This window comes from Streptomyces sp. NPDC060027 (assembly GCF_042737005.1).
Lineage (GTDB): Bacteria > Actinomycetota > Actinomycetes > Streptomycetales > Streptomycetaceae > Streptomyces.
In genome coordinates this window covers 1-19,583 of the sequence record NZ_JBHWVI010000163.1, presented here as the reverse complement: position 1 = coordinate 19,583, position 19,583 = coordinate 1, and the positions used below count along the sequence as shown (strand labels likewise).

The window sequence follows — 19,583 nt, the reverse complement described above, 5'->3', positions numbered from 1 at the left end:
TCGCCGGGCAGCGGCGATGCCGGCGCCGCCGGGCCCGCCGACGGCGCGCTCGGCGCCGCGGGTGCCCCGACCGGGGCCGCCTGCCCGCCCGCGTACTGCTGGGCCTGCTGGCCTCGGGTGTCGGTCACAGTTCCCCCCTGGGATCCATGAGAATCATGGGAGTCAGTCGCATCCATGGCGGTGCCACGGCCGCCGTCCGTTTCCGTACCGGTCGATCCGGCGCCCGTGGCTCCGCTCACGATGACTCACTCCTCGCGCTACTCGGCCGAGGACGGCTCGCCCTCTTCCGTACCGACGGCCTCGATGCCTTCGGCGTTCTCGTCCACGGCGTCCACGCCGTCGACTTCCTCCGCCTCACGACCGGCCTCGGCATTACGAGCGATACCGACCACGGCATCGCGCTTGCCCAGGTTGATCAGTTGGACGCCCATGGTGTCACGGCCCGTCTCCCTGACCTCGTTGACTCGCGTACGAATCACACCACCGGACAGTGTGATGGCGAGGATCTCATCGGTCTCCTCGACCACCAGCGCGCCGACGAGAGAACCGCGGTCCTCGACGATCTTGGCGGCCTTGATACCGAGGCCGCCGCGACCCTGGACGCGGTACTCGTCGACGGCGGTCCGCTTCGCGTACCCACCGTCTGTGGCAGTGAACACGAACGTACCGGGTCGAACAACATTCATCGAGAGCAGCTCATCGCTCCCGCGGAAGCTCATGCCCTTGACGCCCGAGGTCGCACGGCCCATCGGTCGCAAAGCGTCATCGGTCGCGGTGAACCTGATCGACTGCGCCTTCTTGCTGATCAGGAGCAGATCATCCTCGGCCGATACGAGTTCGGCTCCGATCAGTTCGTCGTCGGATCCGTCCTCCGTCTCACGAAGATTGATCGCGATGACGCCGCCCGCGCGGGGCGAATCGTAATCCTTGAGCGGCGTCTTCTTGACCAGTCCGCCCTTGGTGGCCAGCACCAGGTAGGGCGCCGCCTCGTAGTCGCGGATCGCGAGGATCTCGGCGATCGCCTCGTCCGGCTGGAAGGCCAGCAGGTTGGCGACGTGCTGGCCGCGCGCGTCACGGCCGGCGTCCGGGAGCTCGTAGGCCTTGGCGCGGTAGACCCGGCCCTTGTTCGTGAAGAACAGCAGCCAGTGGTGCGTCGTCGACACGAAGAAGTGGTCGACGATGTCGTCCTGCTTCAGCTTCGCGCCGCGGACGCCCTTGCCGCCGCGCTTCTGCGAGCGGTAGTCCTCGGTCTTCGTCCGCTTGATGTAGCCACCGCGCGTGATGGTGACGACGATGTCCTCTTCGGCGATCAGGTCCTCGATGGACATGTCGCCGTCGAACGGCACCAGCTTGGAGCGGCGGTCGTCGCCGAACTTCTCGACGATCGCGGCGAGCTCCTCGCTGATGATGCCGCGCTGACGCACGGGCGAGGCGAGGATCTCGTTGTACTCGCGGATCTTGGCCTGGAGCTCGTCGTGCTCCGAGATGATCTTCTGGCGCTCCAGGGCGGCGAGCCGACGGAGCTGCATCTCGAGGATCGCGTTCGCCTGGATCTCGTCGATCTCCAGGAGGCCCATCAGGCCCTCACGCGCGATCTCCACGGTGTCGCTGCGCCGGATGAGCGCGATGACCTCGTCGATGGCGTCCAGGGCCTTCAGGAGGCCACGCAGGATGTGCGCGCGCTCCTCGGCCTTGCGCAGCCTGAACTTCGTCCGGCGGACGATGACCTCGATCTGGTGCGTCACCCAGTGGCGGATGAACGCGTCCAGGGAGAGGGTGCGCGGCACACCGTCGACGAGCGCCAGCATGTTCGCGCCGAAGTTCGTCTGCAGGTCGGTGTGCTTGTAGAGGTTGTTCAGGACGACCTTGGCGACCGCGTCCCTCTTGAGCACGATCACGAGGCGCTGGCCGGTACGGGAGCTGGTCTCGTCCCGGACGTCCGCGATGCCGCCGATCTTGCCGTCCTTGACCAGGTCGGCGATCTTCTGCGCGAGGTTGTCGGGGTTGGTCTGGTAGGGGAGTTCGGTGACCACCAGGCACTGGCGGTTCTGGATCTCCTCGACATCGACGACCGCGCGCATCGTGATGGAGCCACGGCCCGTGCGGTACGCCTCCTCGATGCCCTTGCGGCCCACGACCAGGGCGCCGCTCGGGAAGTCGGGGCCCTTGATGCGCTCGATCAGGGCGTCCAGGAGCTCCTCGTGGGAGGCCTCGGGGTTCTCCAGGTACCACTGGGCGCCGGCCGCGACCTCGCGCAGGTTGTGCGGCGGGATGTTGGTGGCCATACCGACCGCGATACCCGCCGAGCCGTTGATCAGCAGGTTCGGGAAGCGGGCCGGCAGAACCGTCGGCTCCTGGTTGCGGCCGTCGTAGTTGTCCGTGAAATCGACGGTCTCCTCGTCGATGTCGCGGACCATCTCCATGGACAGCGGCTTCAGCTTGCACTCGGTGTACCGCATGGCGGCGGCCGGGTCGTTGCCGGGAGAGCCGAAGTTGCCGTTGGAGTCCACCAGCGGCATCCGCATCGACCACGGCTGCGCGAGACGGACCAGCGCGTCGTAGATCGAGGAGTCGCCGTGCGGGTGGTAGGTGCCCATGACGTCGCCGACGACGCGGGCGCACTTGTAGAAGCCCTTCTCGGGCCGGTAGCCGCCGTCGTACATCGCGTACAGGACGCGGCGGTGGACGGGCTTGAGACCGTCCCGCACGTCGGGCAGCGCGCGCGACACGATGACGGACATCGCGTAGTCGAGGTACGAGCGCTGCATCTCGGTCTCGAGCCCGACGGGCTCGATGCGCATGGCGATCTCGCCCGCTTCGGGATTGCTCGGTGTGTTCTCGTCGGTCATTGCTGGTGAAGATCCTTTCTGACGCGGTCAGCTGAGACCGACTCAGATGTCGAGGAAGCGGACGTCCTTGGCGTTGCGCTGGATGAACGCGCGGCGGGCCTCGACGTCCTCGCCCATGAGGACGGAGAAGAGGTCGTCGGCCTGGGCGGCGTCGTCGAGGGTGACCTGACCGAGGACGCGGTGCTCCTGGTCCATGGTCGTGATGCGCAGCTCCTCGGCGTTCATCTCACCGAGACCCTTGAAGCGCTGGATCGAGTCCTCGCGCACGCGCTTGCCCGCCTGACGGCCGAGCTCGATCAGCGCGTCGCGCTCGCGGTCCGAGTACGCGTACTCGAAGTCGTCCCGGCCCCACTTGATCTTGTACAGCGGCGGGCGGGACAGGAAGACGTGCCCCGCCTCGACCAGCGGGCGCATGAAGCGGAACAGGAAGGTCAGCAGCAGGGTGTTGATGTGCTGGCCGTCGACGTCGGCGTCCGCCATCAGGATGATCTTGTGATAGCGGAGCTTCGCGATGTCGAAGTCCTCGTGGACTCCGGTGCCGAAGGCGGAGATCAGTGCCTGGATCTCCTGGTTCTGCAGGATCTTGTCGATCCGCGCCTTCTCGACGTTGAGGATCTTTCCCCGGATCGGGAGGATCGCCTGGTACTGCGGGTTCCGGCCGGACTTGGCCGAGCCGCCTGCGGAGTCACCCTCGACGATGAAGATCTCGCACTTGGTGGGGTCGTTCGACTGGCAGTCGGAGAGCTTGCCCGGCAGGGACGCCGACTCCAGAAGACCCTTGCGGCGGGTGAGGTCACGCGCCTTGCGGGCCGCCACGCGCGCGGTGGCCGCCTGGATGGACTTGCGGATGATGTCCGCGGCCTCGACCGGGTTGCGGTCCAGCCAGTCGTTGAGGTGCTCGTAGACCGCCTTCTGGACGAAGGTCTTGGCCTCCGTGTTGCCCAGCTTGGTCTTGGTCTGGCCCTCGAACTGAGGCTCGCTCAGCTTGACCGAGATGATCGCGGTCAGACCCTCGCGGATGTCGTCACCCGTGAGGTTGTCGTCCTTCTCGCGAAGCAGCTTCTTGTCGCGCGCGTACTTGTTGATGAGCGAGGTCAGCGCCGCACGGAAGCCTTCCTCGTGCGTACCGCCCTCGTGGGTGTGGATGATGTTGGCGAAGGAGTACACACCCTCGCTGTAGCCGCTGTTCCACTGCATCGCGACCTCGAGGGACAGGCTCTTGTCCTTGTCCTCGGCTTCGAGGTCGATGACGGTGGGGTGCACCGCCTCTCCCTTGCGGGAGTTGAGGTACTTCACGAAGTCGACGATGCCGCCCTCGTAGTGGTACGTGACGGTCTTGACCTCGTCCTTCTCGTCAGCACCCGCCTCGTCCGCCCCGGCAACCGCCTTCGCCGAATCGCGCTCATCAGTGAGTTTGATCGTCAAACCCTTGTTGAGGAACGCCATCTCCTGGAAGCGCCGCGAAAGCGTCTCGAAGGAGTACTCCGTGGTCTCGAAGATGTCCGCGTCGGCCCAGAAGGTGACCGACGTTCCGGTCTCGTCCGTGGCCTCGTGCTGGGAGAGAGGGGCCGTCGGGACGCCCAGCTTGTAATCCTGCGTCCAGCGGTGACCGTCGGTCTTGACCTCGACGGAGATCTTGCTCGACAGGGCGTTCACGACGGAGACGCCGACGCCGTGCAGACCGCCGGAGACCGCGTATCCGCCGCCGCCGAACTTGCCGCCCGCGTGCAGCACGGTCAGCACGACCTCGAGGGCCGGCTTGCCCTCGGAGGCGACGATGCCCACCGGGATGCCGCGGCCGTTGTCGACGACGCGCACGCCGCCGTCCGGGAGGATCGTGATCTCGATCGTGTCCGCGTGGCCTGCCAGCGCCTCGTCGACCGAGTTGTCCACCACCTCGTACACGAGGTGGTGGAGTCCACGCTCACCGGTCGAACCGATGTACATGCCGGGTCGCTTGCGGACCGCGTCCAGACCCTCGAGGACGGTGATGGCACTGGCGTCGTACGAGGCTGTGACCTCGCCGTTTGCGCCGACGTCGGTGGACAGGATGTTCTCGTTGGGGTTGCCGGAATCGGCCACGAAGCGCCCTTTCTGGCACAGCACAAGCCAAACTCCCGGCGGGTGGCCGGAGCGGCTGCGGCGTGTTGCGTTGGTAAGCCTTGGTCAGCGTTGCTCGGTGCGTCCCACAAGTGGGGCGGGATTAGCTTCCAGTCTACCGGTAGCGCCGACAGTGATGGGGGTTTGCCGGTACCTGAGTCCGCATGTGCCGCCCTGAACAGGTCTCGCCCGACTCCCCATATGCGGACCCGGGCCCAAAGAGGCTTACAGCGGCACTCAGCGCTTCCGGGTGTCAACCCTTGGCTACTGACGAGTCAGGTCGGTGTTCGCCACCGTGAGCGGTTGCTCGCGGTGGCCGACCGGAGCCCGGCGCAAAGGCTCGTGCCGGACGACCGCAGCGCACTCAGGCCAGGCCGTGATTGGCCCCTGACCAGGGACGATCGACTGATCGCCGCATCAGCGAGCAGGGGCGGCCGGCAGGCCGGGAGGGCCATGGGCGTCCGCGCGGCGGACCCGAGAGAACAGCGAGTCACCCACGAACGGGGGCGGCGCCGGACTCGAGGGCGCTGCGAACAGTCGTCACCTTGCCCGTACGTCGGCCGCGCGCACCGCGATCGTCGGCGGGACGCGGCCCGATGCGGGGGCGAGCGACTGCCCGAACATGTTCACCATCGGCAGGATTCCGCGGCCGGGCGTGGTCACGATCACCGGGTTCGACGGCCCGACGGTCACCGGGCTCGACGGCCGGCACCCGGGTGGGTCCGGCGGCCGGCCCGTCGTCTGCCGGTCATCCGTAGGTGTCGCCGGGGCCCGTGCTGCCCGGAGCGCGCAGGGGCCCGAACCGGCGTGGGGGGCCCGCGGGGCCCTGGACCTTGAGCAGGCGCACCGTGCCGTGACCGAGGTCCTCGTTCAGCCGCGCGACCAGCTGAGGCGCCAGCAGGCGCAGCTGGGTCGCCCAGGCGGTCGAGTCGCACTGAACCGTCAGCACCCGCTCGGCCGGGTCGTCGTCGTAGCGCAGCGGAACGCAGTGCTTGGCCAGGTCGTCCCCGACGATCTGCGGCCAGCGGCCCATCACACCGCCCACCGCGGCCGGGGTCTCCCAGCCGCGTTCGGTGAGCAGCCGGTTGATGGCAGCACCGAGCGCCATGGGGTCACGTCGGTCGGCGCCCGAACCGGAACGCAGACCGCCGCCGCGCCGTGCCTGTTTCTTCTGCTGGGCCGCGTCCCCACGCGCGCGTGCCTGCTCCTTGGCGGCGCGCAGCGCCACGCGCGCGAGGTCGACGCCGGAGGGTTCGGGGGTCTTCTTCAGGGGTGCGGCGCCGGAGGCGCCCTCCGCACCGGGTCCCGATGTGTTCTCCGTCATACCCGCTCCACCGTGCCTTCGGACACGGCGTACCGCGTCCCGCTCAGAACAGCCGGCACGTCGTCGTCCACGGCGGCCGTCACGAGCACCTGCTCGCCGGGCGCGACGAGCTCCGCGAGACGCTCCCGCCTGCGGCTGTCGAGTTCCGCGAAGACATCGTCGAGGACCAGCACCGGCTCGTTGCCCTCGGCCCTGAGCAGGTCGTACGAGGCCAGGCGCAGCGCCAGCGCGTACGACCAGGACTCGCCGTGGGAGGCGTATCCCTTGGCGGGCAGCTGACCGAGTTTGAGGACCAGATCGTCCCGATGGGGTCCTACGAGGGTCACGCCGCGCTCGATCTCGGGCTTACGGGCCTCTTCCAGGGCGGTCATCAGTTGTGCGTAGAGCTCCTCGCGCGCGTGGCCCGTGATGCCGGGCGAGGACGCCTTGTACTCCAGGGCGATGGGCCCGCCGCCGGGTGCCAGCTGCTCGTAGGCCTTGTCGGCCAGCGGCTGGATCGCGGCGACCAGTTCGAGGCGTTGGGCCAGCAGTTCGGCGCCCACGCGCGCGAGGTGCTGGTCCCACACGTCGAGCGTGGACAGGTCCATGGTGCGGCCGCCGTGCCGGCGCGCCAGGGCGGCCGACTTCAGGAGTGTGTTGCGCTGCTTGAGGACCCGGTCGTAGTCGGAGCGGACGCCCGCCATGCGCGGGGAGCGGGCTGTGATCATCTCGTCCAGGAACCGGCGCCGCTCTCCGGGGTCGCCCTTGATCAGGGCGAGGTCCTCGGGCGCGAACAGGACGGTTCGTACGATGCCGAGTACGTCACGGGGCCTGACCTGCGACGACCTGTTGATGCGGGCACGGTTGGCCTTGCCGGGGTTCAGCTCCAGCTCGATGAGCTGTTGGCGGTCTCCCTGGCGGACATTGGCCCGGATGATCGCCCGGTCGGCTCCCATGCGGACGAGCGGCGCGTCGGAGGAGACGCGGTGGCTGCCGAGAGTGGCGAGATAGCCGACGGCCTCGACCAGGTTCGTCTTGCCCTGTCCGTTGGGGCCCACGAACGCGGTGACGCCCGGGTCGAGCGGGACCTCGACCCGGGCGTACGAGCGGTAGTCGGCCAGCGACAGATGCGTGACGTGCATGGTCGTTCGCCGACCTCCCCCAGCGTGGTGTTTCCGGTTCTCCCCGGGGTCCGGGTGGGCCCCGGTCCTCAGGTTTTTCCCCGGCTGTGGACAACCGGGTCACCCCGGGTGTGGAGAACCCAGGGCGTCGATCAGGCCTTCTCGACGGCGTGGCCGCCGAACTGGTTGCGCAGCGCCGCGATCATCTTCATCTGCGGCGAGTCGTCCTGCCGCGAGGCGAAGCGGGCGAAGAGCGACGCGGTGATCGCGGGAAGCGGCACCGCGTGGTCGATGGCGGCCTCCACGGTCCACCGGCCCTCGCCGGAGTCCTGTGCGAAGCCCTTGAGCTTCTCCAGGTGCTCGTCCTCGTCCAGCGCGTTGACGGCGAGGTCGAGCAGCCAGGAGCGGATGACCGTGCCTTCCTGCCAGGAACGGAAGACCTCCCGCACGTCCGTGACGGAGTCGGCCTTCTCGAGCAACTCCCAGCCCTCGGCGTAGGCCTGCATCATGGCGTACTCGATGCCGTTGTGGACCATCTTCGCGAAGTGGCCCGCGCCGACCTTGCCGGCGTGCACCGCTCCGAAGTCGCCCTCGGGCTTGAGCGCGTCGAAGATCGGCTGCACCTGGGCGACGTGCTCGGCGTGGCCGCCGTACATCAGCGCGTAGCCGTTCTCCAGGCCCCAGACACCGCCGGAGACGCCGCAGTCGACGAATCCGATGCCCTTGATGCCCAGCTCGACGGCGTGCTTCTCGTCGTCCGTCCAGCGCGAGTTGCCGCCGTCCACGACGACGTCGCCCGGCTCCAGCAGGGCGGCCAGCTCGTCGACGGTGGACTGGGTCGCGGCGCCCGCGGGGACCATGACCCACACCACGCGCGGGCCCTTGAGCTTGCCCACAAGTTCGTCGAGGCTGTGGACATCGGCGAGGTCCGGGTTGCGGTCGTATCCGATGACGGTGTGACCTGCGCGGCGGATCCGCTCGCGCATGTTGCCGCCCATCTTGCCGAGGCCGACGAGACCGAGCTCCATCAGTTGTTCCTTAGGGGTTGCGACGTGGCGTGAGGGCACTCTCGTACCTGGGTCCGAGCCTAGACCTGGGGGTACCACCCACGCCTTTCGGGCACCGGGGGAACTCACGCACATCTGTGGGCATAGCCGCTCAGACGTATGCCCGCCCACGGTGCAGCCCGCCGGGCCCTGGGGACCGGCGGGCTCCGGAGGTCAGCCCGACAGGCGCACCGGCATGATCAGGTACTTGTAGGCCTCGTCCGCCTCGGCGTCCAGAGCGGGCCTGCCGCTCAGCAGCGCGGGCTTCGTGGACGTCGTGAAGGAGAGCTGGGCCACCGGCGAGTCGATGGCGCTCAGGCCGTCGAGCAGGAACGTCGGGTTGAAGGCGATCGAGACGTCGTCGCCCTCCAACTGGGCGTCGACCCTTTCCACAGCCTGTGCGTCGTCGCTGGAGCCGGCCTCCAGGATCAGCACGCCCTGCTCGAAGCTCAGGCGCACCGGGGTGTTCCGCTCGGCGACCAGGGCCACACGCTTGACGGCCTCCACGAAGGGGGCGGTCTCGATGACGGCGATGGAGTTGAACTCCGTCGGGAACAGCGAGCGGTACTTCGGGAGGTCGCCTTCGAGCAGACGGGTGGTCGTACGCCGACCGGCGCCCTCGAAGCCGATCAGGCCCTCGCCCGCACCGGAGCCGGACAGCGCCAGGATCACGCTGTCGCCGCTCGTGAGGGCCTTGGCGGTGTCCAGGAGCGTCTTGGCGGGCACCAGGGCGACCGCGGACGCCTCGGGGTTCTCGGGCTTCCACAGGAACTCGCGGACCGCGAAGCGGTAGCGGTCGGTGGACGCCAGGGTGACCCTGTCGCCCTCGATCTCGATGCGCACACCGGTGAGCACCGGGAGCGTGTCGTCGCGTCCGGCCGCGATGGCCACCTGGGCGGCGGCCGAGGCGAAGACCTCACCGGGGACGGTGCCGGTCGCCGACGGCATCTGCGGCAGGGCCGGGTACTCCTCCACAGGCAGGGTGTGGAGTGTGAACCGCGAGGAGCCGCAGACCACGGTCGCCCGTACACCGTCTGTGGAAATCTCGACCGGCCGGTTGGGAAGTGCCCGGCAGATGTCCGCGAGGAGGCGGCCGGACACGAGGACCGTGCCCTCCTCGTCGATCTCCGCGTCCACGGAGACCCTCGCCGAGACCTCGTAGTCGAAGCTGGAGAGGCTCAGGGCGCCCTCCTCGGCCTTCAGGAGCAAGCCGGCGAGCACAGGCGCCGGCGGACGGGCCGGGAGGCTGCGTGCCGCCCAGGCCACTGCCTCCGCGAGTACGTCGCGTTCCACCCGGATCTTCACCGTTGCCGCCTCCGTCTGTTGCCGGCGCTGTCGCCCTGCTGGCCTTCGTCGTCTGTCTCGGTGTCGCTAGGTCCTGTGAGGGGAAGGACACCGGGGACCAGTCTGACGCACCGCGCTGACAGTCGGTGCCCCTCGGGGTCAAGTCGTGCCGAGCGGCACCTGAGCCTCCGAGAGCGAGTTGTGCACAGCCCCGTCTTCGAAACGTTTCCCAGACTCTCTCTAGTTGGTCTTAGTAGTAGGGCCTGTGGAAACCGTGGATAACCCCGTTTTCGCAGCTCAGAGGCGTTTTTTTGTCCACCGACCCTGTGGGCGGAGACGGTGGACAACCGGGGTTCTCTGTGGACGGCGAAAAGTTCTGCACACTCCATGCACAGGCTGAGGCCACTTCTCCCCAGCGCCGTCCCCAGCTTTACCCCCGTTCCCCACAGCCCAACCTGGCACCTTGGTGTGACGCCTTTCACTCGACGCGGTGAGAGGGCGCGTTGCGTTGCCGAACAGTGGACAGAGGTGTGGAGAAGCTCGGGATCACTGGGGACAACCGGCTCCGGCCTGTGGGTCACCGGTGGACAACTTCGTGCACACCCTGTGGATCTTTCCTTCGTCCACAGTCTGTGGAGAATCTTCGTCCACGAATCCACAGGCGGTTGACCTGGTCTGATGGTCTTTCAACAGTGCTGCCTGTGGACACGATCTGGACAACTTCCCAGTCCCCAGGATGTGGACGCCAGAAAGTCACCACATCTGTGGAGAGTGGCCGTAACCAAGCCCAGATTCGAACAGCAGGTGTCGGGCCGGTAGCGGTGAAAACGGCGCGGGAGCCCTCGGAACGCGTGCCCGGACCCCTCGGGAAGCGCCTCTGAACCCCTCCAAGGGGGTCCTCGCACCTCTCGGAGGGGTCGGCTGAGTCGTTTTGAGCGCAAGCCCGGACTCATCGGAGAGCTTGGCCGAGCCGGCTCCGAGTGTCGTTCTGGGTCCCTCGATGCGCGTGCGGGACCTCTCTCTGCGCGTGTGTCGGAGCGAGAGCGGGAACGCCGAAGGGCGCCCCGGGACGATGTCCGGGGCGCCCTCGGGCACGTACGGCAGTTGGTGCCTTGGACAGAGCTCGCCGACAGCGCGGTCGGCCAGCACTGGCGTCCAGCGCGGTCGGCGCCGGCTTCCGTCAGCCGTTCTTGATGCGGTTCGTGAGCTCGGTGACCTGGTTGTAGATGGAGCGGCGCTCGGCCATCAGCGCGCGGATCTTGCGGTCGGCGTGCATCACGGTCGTATGGTCGCGGCCGCCGAACTGCGCGCCGATCTTCGGCAGTGACAGATCGGTGAGCTCACGGCACAGGTACATGGCGATCTGCCGTGCCGTCACCAGGACGCGGCTCCGCGAGGACCCGCACAGGTCGTCCACCGTGAGGCCGAAGTAGTCGGCGGTGGCCGCCATGATCGCGGTCGCGGTGATCTCGGGTGCCGAGTCCTCGCCGCCGGGGATCAGGTCCTTGAGCACGATCTCCGTCAGACCGAGGTCCACCGGCTGCCGGTTGAGCGACGCGAACGCCGTCACCCGGATCAGCGCGCCCTCCAGCTCGCGGATGTTGCGCGAGATCCGGGACGCGATGAACTCCAGCACCTCCGGCGGGGCGTTGAGCTGCTCCTGCACCGCCTTCTTACGAAGGATGGCGATACGGGTCTCCAGCTCGGGCGGCTGGACGTCGGTGATCAGACCCCACTCGAAGCGGTTGCGCAGCCGGTCCTCCAGGGTGACCAGCTGCTTGGGCGGCCGGTCGCTGGAGAGCACGATCTGCTTGTTCGCGTTGTGGAGCGTGTTGAAGGTGTGGAAGAACTCCTCCTGCGTCGACTCCTTGTCCGCGAGGAACTGGATGTCGTCGACGAGCAGGATGTCCATCTCCCGGTACCGCTTGCGGAAGCTGTCGCCCTTGCCGTCGCGGATGGAGTTGATGAACTCGTTGGTGAACTCCTCCGAGCTCACGTACCGCACCCGCGTGCCCGGGTAGAGGCTGCGTGCGTAGTGCCCGATCGCGTGCAGCAGGTGCGTCTTGCCGAGTCCCGACTCCCCATAGATGAAGAGGGGGTTGTAGGCCTTCGCCGGAGCCTCGGCGACGGCCACGGCGGCGGCGTGCGCGAAGCGGTTCGAGGCACCGATCACGAACGTGTCGAAGAGGTACTTCGGGTTCAGCCGCGCGGTGGGCTCGCCCGGACCCGAGGCCGGCGCGGGCTGCGCGGCCTTCGGCCCCGGGGCGCCGCCCGCGGACGGGCCGCCCCGGCGCACCTGACCGCTGCCGGACGGGTTCTGAAGATCGCGGCGGTCGGGACGCTGGTCGTAATCCGCGCGCGACTGGTCGTAGTCCTGGCGCTGCTGCTCGTAGGGCGAGCGGTCCATCGGCAGCGGCCGGTAGTCCTGCGGCGGCGAGGCGTAGGGGTCCCGCTCCGGGAAGCCGAGGCGCTGCTGCTGCCAGCCGTAGTCGTCCTGGGAGTGGCGCGGCCAGGCACCGGGCTCCGGGCGCTGGTAGTCCGGGTACGCGGGACGGGCGGTGGGCAGCTGGTCGCCCGGGGCACCGGGAAGGGGTTCGGAGCGGCCGCCGCGGTGGTCGTCGGCGCGGTGGCGGCCGTACCCCTCGTATCCCTCACGTCGCTGGGAGTCGTACGGGCTGCGGTCGTCGCGGCCCTGTCCGCCCTCGTACGTGCCGCGGTCGTCGCGTCCCTGCCCACTGCCGTCGTAGCCGCCGCGGTTGTCACGGCCTTGACCGTCGTAGGCGCCCCGGTCGTCCCTTCCCTGCCCGTCGTACGGGCTGCGGTCGTCGCGGCTCTGTCCGCCCTCGTACGTGCCGCGGTCGTCGCGTCCCTGCCCACTGCCGTCGTAGGCGTTGCGGTCGTCGGGGCTCTGCTTCTCGTAGGAGTCACGGCCCTGGCCCGCTCCGGCGGAGGGCTCGGGCTCCTCGTAGCGGGGCGGCGCAGGGGCGGAGGGCTCGCCGGCGGAGTCGTCGACGGTGATCGCGATACGGATGGGGCGACCGCACTCGCGGCTCAGCGTCTCGCTGACGACCGGTGCGAGCCGGCCCTCCAGTACGTTCTTCGCGAATTCGTTCGGGACGGCGAGCAGAGCGGTGTCCGCGACCAGCGCCAGGGGCTGGCAGCGCTTGATCCAGTGCTCGTCCTTCGCCTCGACACCCTGCCCGCGGCCCTCGCCGAGAAGTTGTTCCAGTACGCGTGGCCACACTGCGGCAAGATCGGCAGGTACGTCAGCCACAGGGCACGCTCTCTCACGGGTCCCACGAACGTGTGGTTCTGGGAACAGGGTCGGTAAGTCAGTCGGGTGGGGCGGGGGGAACAAAACCGCTGGGGCGGTGGGAAGGGAACGAATCGGGGTCCAGCCACGGTAGTCAGGGCGACGGGTGCGGTTCAAGTTGTTGTCCCCAGCCTGTGGATAGTGTCTCCTGGGAGGGACTGGTTTGACCGGATGGCGTAGCCGCGCGTACCGTAACCAGGTCGAGTTGTCGATGGCTGCTGCCGCCTGCCTCCGATGGGCACAGATCGCGAAGAGTGATCGGGAAGCGGTGCACTCGGGCGTAATGCGAGTTTCCTCGTGGGCGCACGGTGACAGCCAGGACGGCACCCCGCCACCACCGATTCTTTCTGGAGCCCCCGAGTGAGCAAGCGCACCTTCCAGCCGAACAACCGTCGTCGCGCCAAGACCCACGGCTTCCGCCTGCGGATGCGCACCCGTGCCGGCCGCGCGATTCTCGCGAACCGCCGTGGCAAGGGTCGCGCCAGCCTGTCCGCCTGATTACTTACAGGTCATGATCTCGTGCTGCCTACCGAGCATCGGCTGAGGCGGCGCGAAGACTTCGCGACCGCGGTACGCCGAGGACGCCGGGCCGGACGCCCGCTTCTCGTCGTCCATCTACGTAGCGGTGCACCGGACCCGCACGCGCCTGGGGAGAGCGCTCCCTCGACGCGTGCGGGTTTCGTCGTGAGCAAAGCTGTGGGCGGAGCGGTCATTCGCAACAAGGTGAAGCGCAGGCTTCGCCATCTGATGCGGGACCGAGTCACCCTGTTGCCCCCCGGTAGCCTGGTAGTCGTACGAGCGCTGCCCGGTGCGGGCGACGCCGACCATGAACAGCTGGCCCGAGACCTGGATGCCGCCCTGCAGCGGCTGCTGGGAGGGGGCGCGCGATGAAGTACCCACTGCTTGCTCTCATCAAGCTGTACCAGTGGACGATCAGCCCGTTGCTCGGGCCGGTCTGCAAGTACTACCCGTCGTGCTCCCGCTACGGCTACACAGCCATCGACCGGCACGGTGCGATCAAGGGAACGGCACTCACCGCCTGGCGCATCCTCCGGTGCAATCCGTGGTCGCTGGGCGGTGTGGACCATGTTCCGCAACGCAAGCGTCCGCGGTGGCACGAATTGCTGCGTAACGCCTGGCGTGCACGCAAGGGCGGGACCTCCGCCGCCGAACCGGCCACCGGGGAGACCACTGCCCCGGGCCCGGCCGCCGAGACCCCGTCCCATGCTCAAGGAGCCTGATTAGTGGACACGATTGCCGGCCTTTTCAGCTTCATCACGACACCCGTTTCCTGGGTCATCGTCCAGTTCCACGCTGTGTACGGGAAGATCTTCGGTCCCGATACGGGCTGGGCCTGGGGCTTGTCCATCGTGTCCCTGGTGATCCTGATCCGTATCTGCCTGATCCCGCTCTTCGTGAAGCAGATCAAGGCCACTCGGGCCATGCAGACGCTGCAGCCCGAGATGAAGAAGATCCAGGAGCGCTACAAGAACGACAAGCAGCGCCAGTCCGAAGAGATGATGAAGCTGTACAAGGAGACGGGTACCAACCCGCTCTCCTCGTGCCTTCCCATCCTGGCGCAGTCGCCGTTCTTCTTCGCGCTGTACCACGTGCTCAACGCCATCGCCACGGGCAAGACGATCGGTGTCATCAACGAGGATCTGCTCGCCAGTGCTCGACAGGCGCACATCTTCGGCGCGCCGCTCGCGGCGAAGTTCACGGACAGCGCCGAGAAGGTCGCTCAGCTCGGTGCCACGCTGACCGACGTCCGTGTCGTCACCGCGATCATGATCGTGCTGATGTCGGGTTCGCAGTTCTACACCCAGCGTCAGCTGATGACGAAGAACGTCGACACCACGGTGAAGACGCCCTTCATGCAGCAGCAGAAGATGCTGATGTACGTCTTCCCGGTCATGTTCGCCGTCTTCGGCATCAACTTCCCGGTCGGTGTCCTCGTCTACTGGCTGACCACCAACGTGTGGACCATGGGCCAGCAGATGTACGTCATCCGCAACAACCCGACCCCGGGCTCGAAGGCTCAGGCCGCTTACCTTGAGCGCCTGCAGAAGCACGTCACGCAGCACGGCAAGACCCGCCGCCGCAGCGAGAAGGCCATCGTCAAGGCCATCGTCGCCAAGGGCCGCGACCGCAATGAGTTCGAGCGCAAGTTCATCAACGGCCTGACCAAGGCGGGCCTCGTGGCCCAGCCGGACGGGCTCGTGGTGAAGGGCGACAGCGCGACGGTCGTCGAGGCCGAGGACGGCACCACGACCACTGCGGCCACCGCTCACAAGCGTCAGCAGCCGAAGCGCCAGTCGAAGTCGCAGCGCGCGTCGGGCACGACGGCGACCGGCGCGGCCAAGCCGACGGACGAGTCCGAGCCGAAGACCTCGCTGACCAAGTCCGACGAGCCGCAGGACGCCAAGCCCTCCGCCGCACAGCCGGCCACCGGAAGCGGGAGCAAGCCCGGCGCCGGTACCCGCAGCAAGGCCCAGTCCGGACAGCGCAAGGGCCCACAGCGGCCCAAGTCCCCGTCCAAGAAGTAAGAAGGAGTCCATCCCGTGACGGAAGGCACCACCTCCGCCGCCGCTGAGGGCGACACCCTGACCCGCCTGGAGCAGGAAGGCGAGATCGCGGCGGACTACCTCGAAGGTCTGCTCGACATCGCCGATCTCGACGGCGACATCGACATGGACGTAGAGGCCGACCGCGCCGCTGTCTCGATCATCAGCGACTCGGGCGGCCGCGACCTGCAGAAGCTGGTCGGCCGGGACGGCGAGGTGCTGGAGGCGCTCCAGGAGCTCACGCGCCTGGCCGTGCACCGGGAGACCGGGGACCGCAGCCGGCTGATGCTGGACATCGCGGGCTTCCGCGCCAAGAAGCGCGAGGAGCTCTCCGAGCTGGGTGCCAAGGCCGCCGCCGAGGTCAAGAGCTCCGGTGAGCCCGTGAAGATGGACCCGATGACGCCCTTCGAGCGCAAGGTGGTGCACGACGCGGTCAAGGCCGCGGGCCTGCGCAGTGAGTCCGAGGGCGAGGAGCCGCAGCGCTTCGTCGTCGTGCTCCCCGCCTGATCGGTACGTACGTTCCTTCGGCCCCGTCTGTTGCGCAGGCGGGGCCGAACTTTGTCAGCCTGGTAGTCCCCACAGCTGTGGTCCCCGACCTCGATCACTGGCCGCGGTTCCCGAACCCTCGGTCCTCGACAGCTGTCGGTCCCTGATAGTCCTGGTGATCAGCGCCCAGTGCGCTTATGCGGTACGGAAGGACGGTCCCCCGTGACGGAGGCAGCGGAGCTTCCCCCCGCGCCCGAGCAGGCGCGCGAGGTATTCGGTGATCGCTTCGCGGACGCGGTCCGGTACGCGGAACTGTTGTCCGAGGCGGGAGTGCAGCGCGGGCTGATCGGTCCTCGTGAGGTGCCCCGGCTGTGGGAGCGGCACCTGCTGAACTGCGCGGTGCTCTCCGAGGTCGTGCCCGAGGGGGTGACCGTGTGCGACGTCGGTTCCGGCGCGGGGCTGCCCGGTATCCCGCTGGCGCTCGTCCGGGAGGACCTCAAGATCACTCTGCTCGAACCGCTTCTGCGCCGGACCACCTTCCTCACCGAGGTCGTGGAGATGCTTGGCCTCGACCATGTGACCGTCGTCCGCGGCCGCGCCGAGGAGGTCATGGGGAAGCTGCAGCCGGTTCATGTGGTGACGGCCAGGGCGGTTGCCCCGCTGGACCGGCTGGCGGCTTGGGGGATCCCGCTGCTGCGCCCGTACGGCGAGATGCTGGCCCTCAAGGGTGACACCGCCGAGGAGGAGCTGAAGGCCTCTGCCACGGCGCTGAGCAAGCTCGGAGCCGTGGAGACGTCCATCCTGCACGTCGGTGAGGGCGTCGTGGACCCGCTGTCCACCGTGGTGCGGGTAGAGGTGGGCGAGAGCCCCGGCGGGGTGCGCTTCGCGGCGAAGCGAGCCAAGGCCGCCAGGACGGGCCGGACGCGTCGCCGGCGCTGATCCTGGACGATGTGAGCATCGTTACTCCCGGTTCCCGCACGATGGGGCCGGGAGTTCTTTGTCACTCCCGCAGATCGGTCCTGATGGCGAGCCGTACTCCACACAAGGTGTCAAACCTGCGCATATCGGAGTGTCGCGCCGCGGCGGGCCGAGTAGCTGGGCATCGTGTTTCACGTGAAACGTCGCTCACTGTTGCACGGCATCATCAGTCGCGGCCGCGCTGCGGCCGAACCTCGCGATCGGAGGCCCCTCGGTTCACTCGGAGGGGGTGCGGAGTTGTCCACAGAGGTGGATTTCTCCACAGAACAACGGGCCTCGCTGGTTCACCACCCCGATGGCATGGGAGGCTCTGTTCATTGCGAGCCTGAAGTCGAGGAGAGTGAATCCTTGCGGTCCGACGCCAACATCGCGGGACCGATGACCGATCCGGTCCCCGGTCCCCGTACCGAGTCGATGGGGGAGGATGTTTCACGTGAAACACCGCCCCCGATGGACGACACTCCCATTGGTCGTGCTGCCCAACTGGCTGTGGAGGCGCTAGGTCGCGCCGGTGAGGGCCTGCCACGGCCCGAGCAGACCCGAGTCATGGTGGTTGCCAACCAGAAGGGTGGTGTGGGTAAGACCACGACCACGGTCAACCTTGCCGCCTCGCTGGCCCTGCACGGCGGCCGGGTCCTGGTGATCGACCTCGACCCTCAGGGCAATGCCTCCACCGCGCTGGGGATCGACCACCACGCCGAGGTTCCGTCGATCTATGACGTGCTGATCGACAGCAAGCCGCTCTCCGAAGTCGTTCAGCCGGTCCCTGATGTCGAGGGTCTCTTCTGTGCCCCCGCCACGATCGATCTCGCCGGTGCGGAGATCGAGCTGGTGTCGCTGGTGGCCCGTGAGAGTCGGCTGGAGCGAGCAATCCAGGCGTACGAGCAGCCGCTGGACTACATCCTCATCGACTGCCCTCCGTCGCTCGGCCTGCTGACGGTCAACGCGCTGGTCGCTGGAGCGGAAGTTCTCATCCCCATCCAGTGCGAGTACTACGCACTGGAAGGCCTGGGACAGCTCCTGCGGAACGTCGACCTGGTACGAGGGCACCTCAACCCCGACCTCCACGTCTCGACGATTCTGCTCACCATGTACGACGGCCGGACGCGCCTCGCGTCTCAGGTCGCGGAGGAAGTACGCAGCCACTTCGGCAAAGAGGTACTGCGGACCAGCATTCCCCGCTCGGTCCGTATCTCGGAGGCTCCGAGTTATGGGCAGACGGTCCTGACCTACGATCCAGGTTCGAGCGGTGCTCTCTCGTATCTTGAGGCCGCGCGCGAAATCGCCCTCCGGGGAGTCGGAATGGCGTACGACGCGCAACATGCCCACGTGGGCGCACAGAACGATCAGAACATGGTGGAGGGGATCCAGTGAGCGAGCGACGACGGGGGCTGGGGCGGGGCCTTGGCGCGCTGATCCCTGCGGCTCCGACAGGTGAGCGTCCGGGTGTTTCGGCGAGTGGGTCCTCCTCGCCAGCTGCTGCACCCGTACTCACAGCGGAGCGCGGGGTGGCGGCGGCCAAGGTGACCACACTGCCGCCTGTTTCACATGAAACGGAGGAGCCGTCGTCGAGCGGAGCCCTGGAGGTGCCGCAGGCGCCCGTCGGTGCTCACTTCGCCGAACTGCCCCTCGACTTCATCACGCCGAACCCGCGCCAGCCGCGTGAGGTCTTCGACGAGGACGCTCTGGGCGAGCTCGTCACCTCCATCAAGGAGGTCGGGCTTCTCCAGCCGGTCGTCGTGCGACAGGTGGGTCCGTCCCGCTACGAGCTCATCATGGGTGAGCGGCGCTTCAGGGCTTGCCGCGAGGCGGGACTCGAGGCCATTCCTGCGATCGTGCGGGCGACGGAGGACGAGAAGCTTCTCCTGGACGCGCTCCTTGAGAACCTGCACAGGGCGCAGCTGAACCCGCTGGAAGAGGCGGCCGCCTACGACCAGCTGCTCAAGGACTTCAACTGCACGCACGACCAGCTGGCAGACCGGATCGGACGGTCGCGTCCGCAGGTCTCCAACACCCTGCGTCTGCTGAAGCTCTCGCCGTCCGTTCAGCGCCGGGTTGCCGCCGGGGTTCTCTCCGCGGGGCATGCGCGGGCGCTGCTCTCCGTCGACGACTCGGAGGAGCAGGACCGCCTGGCCCACCGCATCGTCGCCGAGGGGCTCTCGGTGCGGGCCGTCGAGGAGATCGTCACCCTCATGGGGTCGCGTCCGCAGACGGCTCAGCGCTCCAAGGGGCCGCGGGCCGGCGGTCGTGTCTCTCCTGCTCTGAGTGATCTGGCCACGCGCCTCTCGGACCGTTTCGAGACGCGAGTGAAGGTCGACCTGGGTCAGAAGAAGGGCAAGATCACTGTCGAGTTCGCTTCGATGGAAGACCTTGAGCGCATTCTCGGCTCGCTCGCCCCGGGCGAGGGACCGGTTCTTCAGAAGAGCCTTCTGGACGACGATTCCGACGACGCGGAAGCCTGAGGCGGCTGCTGGTGGACTGATCTCGCGATCCGCCCGCCAGCAGAGCGGGCCGTGTCCGGTGTGTACCGGAACACTGC

At 67.9% G+C, this 19,583-nt stretch carries 16 protein-coding genes and 1 pseudogene; 8 read left to right on the top strand and 9 right to left on the bottom strand.

Annotated elements, in window-relative coordinates:
• The 9 genes and pseudogenes from ACFWBT_RS30940 to dnaA all read right to left on the bottom strand — a co-directional run.
• Window positions 1–239, bottom strand: a pseudogene (locus ACFWBT_RS30940) (hypothetical protein); the annotation flags it as partial.
• 18 nt (window positions 240–257) lie between these two features.
• A complete protein-coding gene (gyrA, locus tag ACFWBT_RS30935; RefSeq protein ID WP_385706238.1) occupies window positions 258–2,849 on the bottom strand; it encodes a DNA gyrase subunit A in 2,592 nt (863 codons plus the stop codon).
• A 42-nt stretch (window positions 2,850–2,891) separates the two neighbouring features.
• A complete protein-coding gene (gene gyrB / locus ACFWBT_RS30930) occupies window positions 2,892–4,955 on the bottom strand; it encodes a DNA topoisomerase (ATP-hydrolyzing) subunit B (RefSeq protein WP_385706237.1) in 2,064 nt (687 codons plus the stop codon).
• Window positions 4,956–5,489: 534 nt separating this feature from the next.
• Window positions 5,490–5,612: a hypothetical protein gene (locus tag ACFWBT_RS30925; RefSeq protein ID WP_385706235.1), complete on the bottom strand. Its 123-nt coding sequence runs from the start codon at window positions 5,610–5,612 to the stop codon at window positions 5,490–5,492.
• Between the two features lie 85 nt (window positions 5,613–5,697).
• Window positions 5,698–6,273 (bottom strand): DUF721 domain-containing protein, encoded by a 576-nt coding sequence (locus ACFWBT_RS30920; protein WP_385706233.1) that lies wholly within the window; start codon window positions 6,271–6,273, stop codon window positions 5,698–5,700.
• Window positions 6,270–7,394, bottom strand: coding sequence for a DNA replication/repair protein RecF (recF, locus tag ACFWBT_RS30915; RefSeq protein WP_385706231.1), 1,125 nt, complete (start codon window positions 7,392–7,394; stop codon window positions 6,270–6,272). Before recF ends, ACFWBT_RS30920 begins: the two co-directional genes overlap by 4 nt.
• Window positions 7,395–7,525: 131 nt before the next feature.
• Entirely contained in the window at window positions 7,526–8,401 is an 876-nt protein-coding gene (gene gnd / locus ACFWBT_RS30910; RefSeq protein ID WP_385706229.1) for a phosphogluconate dehydrogenase (NAD(+)-dependent, decarboxylating), read from the bottom strand.
• 192 nt (window positions 8,402–8,593) lie between these two features.
• Window positions 8,594–9,724, bottom strand: a complete 1,131-nt coding sequence (gene dnaN, locus ACFWBT_RS30905) for a DNA polymerase III subunit beta (protein WP_385706228.1) — start codon at window positions 9,722–9,724, stop codon at window positions 8,594–8,596.
• Between the two features lie 1,159 nt (window positions 9,725–10,883).
• Window positions 10,884–12,977 carry a chromosomal replication initiator protein DnaA gene (dnaA, locus tag ACFWBT_RS30900; protein ID WP_385706225.1) on the bottom strand — a complete coding sequence of 698 codons (2,094 nt, stop codon included), beginning with the start codon at window positions 12,975–12,977 and terminating at the stop codon, window positions 10,884–10,886.
• A gap of 399 nt (window positions 12,978–13,376) precedes the next feature.
• Between dnaA and rpmH the strand changes: the two genes are divergently transcribed.
• The 8 genes from rpmH to ACFWBT_RS30860 all read left to right on the top strand — a co-directional run bounded on the left by rpmH (window position 13,377) and on the right by ACFWBT_RS30860 (window position 19,506).
• Window positions 13,377–13,514, top strand: coding sequence for a 50S ribosomal protein L34 (rpmH, locus tag ACFWBT_RS30895; protein ID WP_006381191.1), 138 nt, complete (start codon window positions 13,377–13,379; stop codon window positions 13,512–13,514).
• 21 nt (window positions 13,515–13,535) lie between these two features.
• Window positions 13,536–13,907, top strand: coding sequence for a ribonuclease P protein component (gene rnpA / locus ACFWBT_RS30890; RefSeq protein ID WP_266760614.1), 372 nt, complete (start codon window positions 13,536–13,538; stop codon window positions 13,905–13,907).
• Window positions 13,904–14,257: a membrane protein insertion efficiency factor YidD gene (gene yidD / locus ACFWBT_RS30885; protein ID WP_266760612.1), complete on the top strand. Its 354-nt coding sequence runs from the start codon at window positions 13,904–13,906 to the stop codon at window positions 14,255–14,257. The genes rnpA and yidD overlap by 4 nt, the downstream gene beginning before the upstream one ends.
• A gap of 3 nt (window positions 14,258–14,260) precedes the next feature.
• Window positions 14,261–15,562 (top strand): membrane protein insertase YidC, encoded by a 1,302-nt coding sequence (yidC, locus tag ACFWBT_RS30880; protein WP_385706222.1) that lies wholly within the window; start codon window positions 14,261–14,263, stop codon window positions 15,560–15,562.
• 15 nt (window positions 15,563–15,577) lie between these two features.
• Window positions 15,578–16,087, top strand: a complete 510-nt coding sequence (locus tag ACFWBT_RS30875) for a R3H domain-containing nucleic acid-binding protein (RefSeq protein ID WP_266760610.1) — start codon at window positions 15,578–15,580, stop codon at window positions 16,085–16,087.
• Window positions 16,088–16,288: 201 nt separating this feature from the next.
• A complete protein-coding gene (gene rsmG, locus ACFWBT_RS30870; RefSeq protein ID WP_351536157.1) occupies window positions 16,289–17,005 on the top strand; it encodes a 16S rRNA (guanine(527)-N(7))-methyltransferase RsmG in 717 nt (238 codons plus the stop codon).
• A gap of 339 nt (window positions 17,006–17,344) precedes the next feature.
• Entirely contained in the window at window positions 17,345–18,418 is a 1,074-nt protein-coding gene (locus tag ACFWBT_RS30865) for a ParA family protein (RefSeq protein ID WP_351124319.1), read from the top strand.
• The gene (locus ACFWBT_RS30860; protein WP_351536154.1) at window positions 18,415–19,506 is read left to right on the top strand and encodes a ParB/RepB/Spo0J family partition protein; all 1,092 of its coding nucleotides are present in this window, start codon (window positions 18,415–18,417) and stop codon (window positions 19,504–19,506) included. The genes ACFWBT_RS30865 and ACFWBT_RS30860 overlap by 4 nt, the downstream gene beginning before the upstream one ends.
• Window positions 19,507–19,583: the final 77 nt, after the last annotated feature.

Bases quoted from the DNA above. Each gene is read 5' to 3' on its own strand.
- gyrA (WP_385706238.1), bottom strand. From the start codon at position 2,849: ATGACCGACGAGAACACACCGAGCAATCCCGAAGCGGGCGAGATCGCC.
- ACFWBT_RS30920 (WP_385706233.1), bottom strand. From the start codon at position 6,273: ATGACGGAGAACACATCGGGACCCGGTGCGGAGGGCGCCTCCGGCGCC.
- recF (WP_385706231.1), bottom strand. From the start codon at position 7,394: ATGCACGTCACGCATCTGTCGCTGGCCGACTACCGCTCGTACGCCCGG.
- gnd (WP_385706229.1), bottom strand. From the start codon at position 8,401: ATGGAGCTCGGTCTCGTCGGCCTCGGCAAGATGGGCGGCAACATGCGC.
- yidD (WP_266760612.1), top strand. From the start codon at position 13,904: ATGAAGTACCCACTGCTTGCTCTCATCAAGCTGTACCAGTGGACGATC.
- ACFWBT_RS30865 (WP_351124319.1), top strand. From the start codon at position 17,345: ATGGGAGGCTCTGTTCATTGCGAGCCTGAAGTCGAGGAGAGTGAATCC.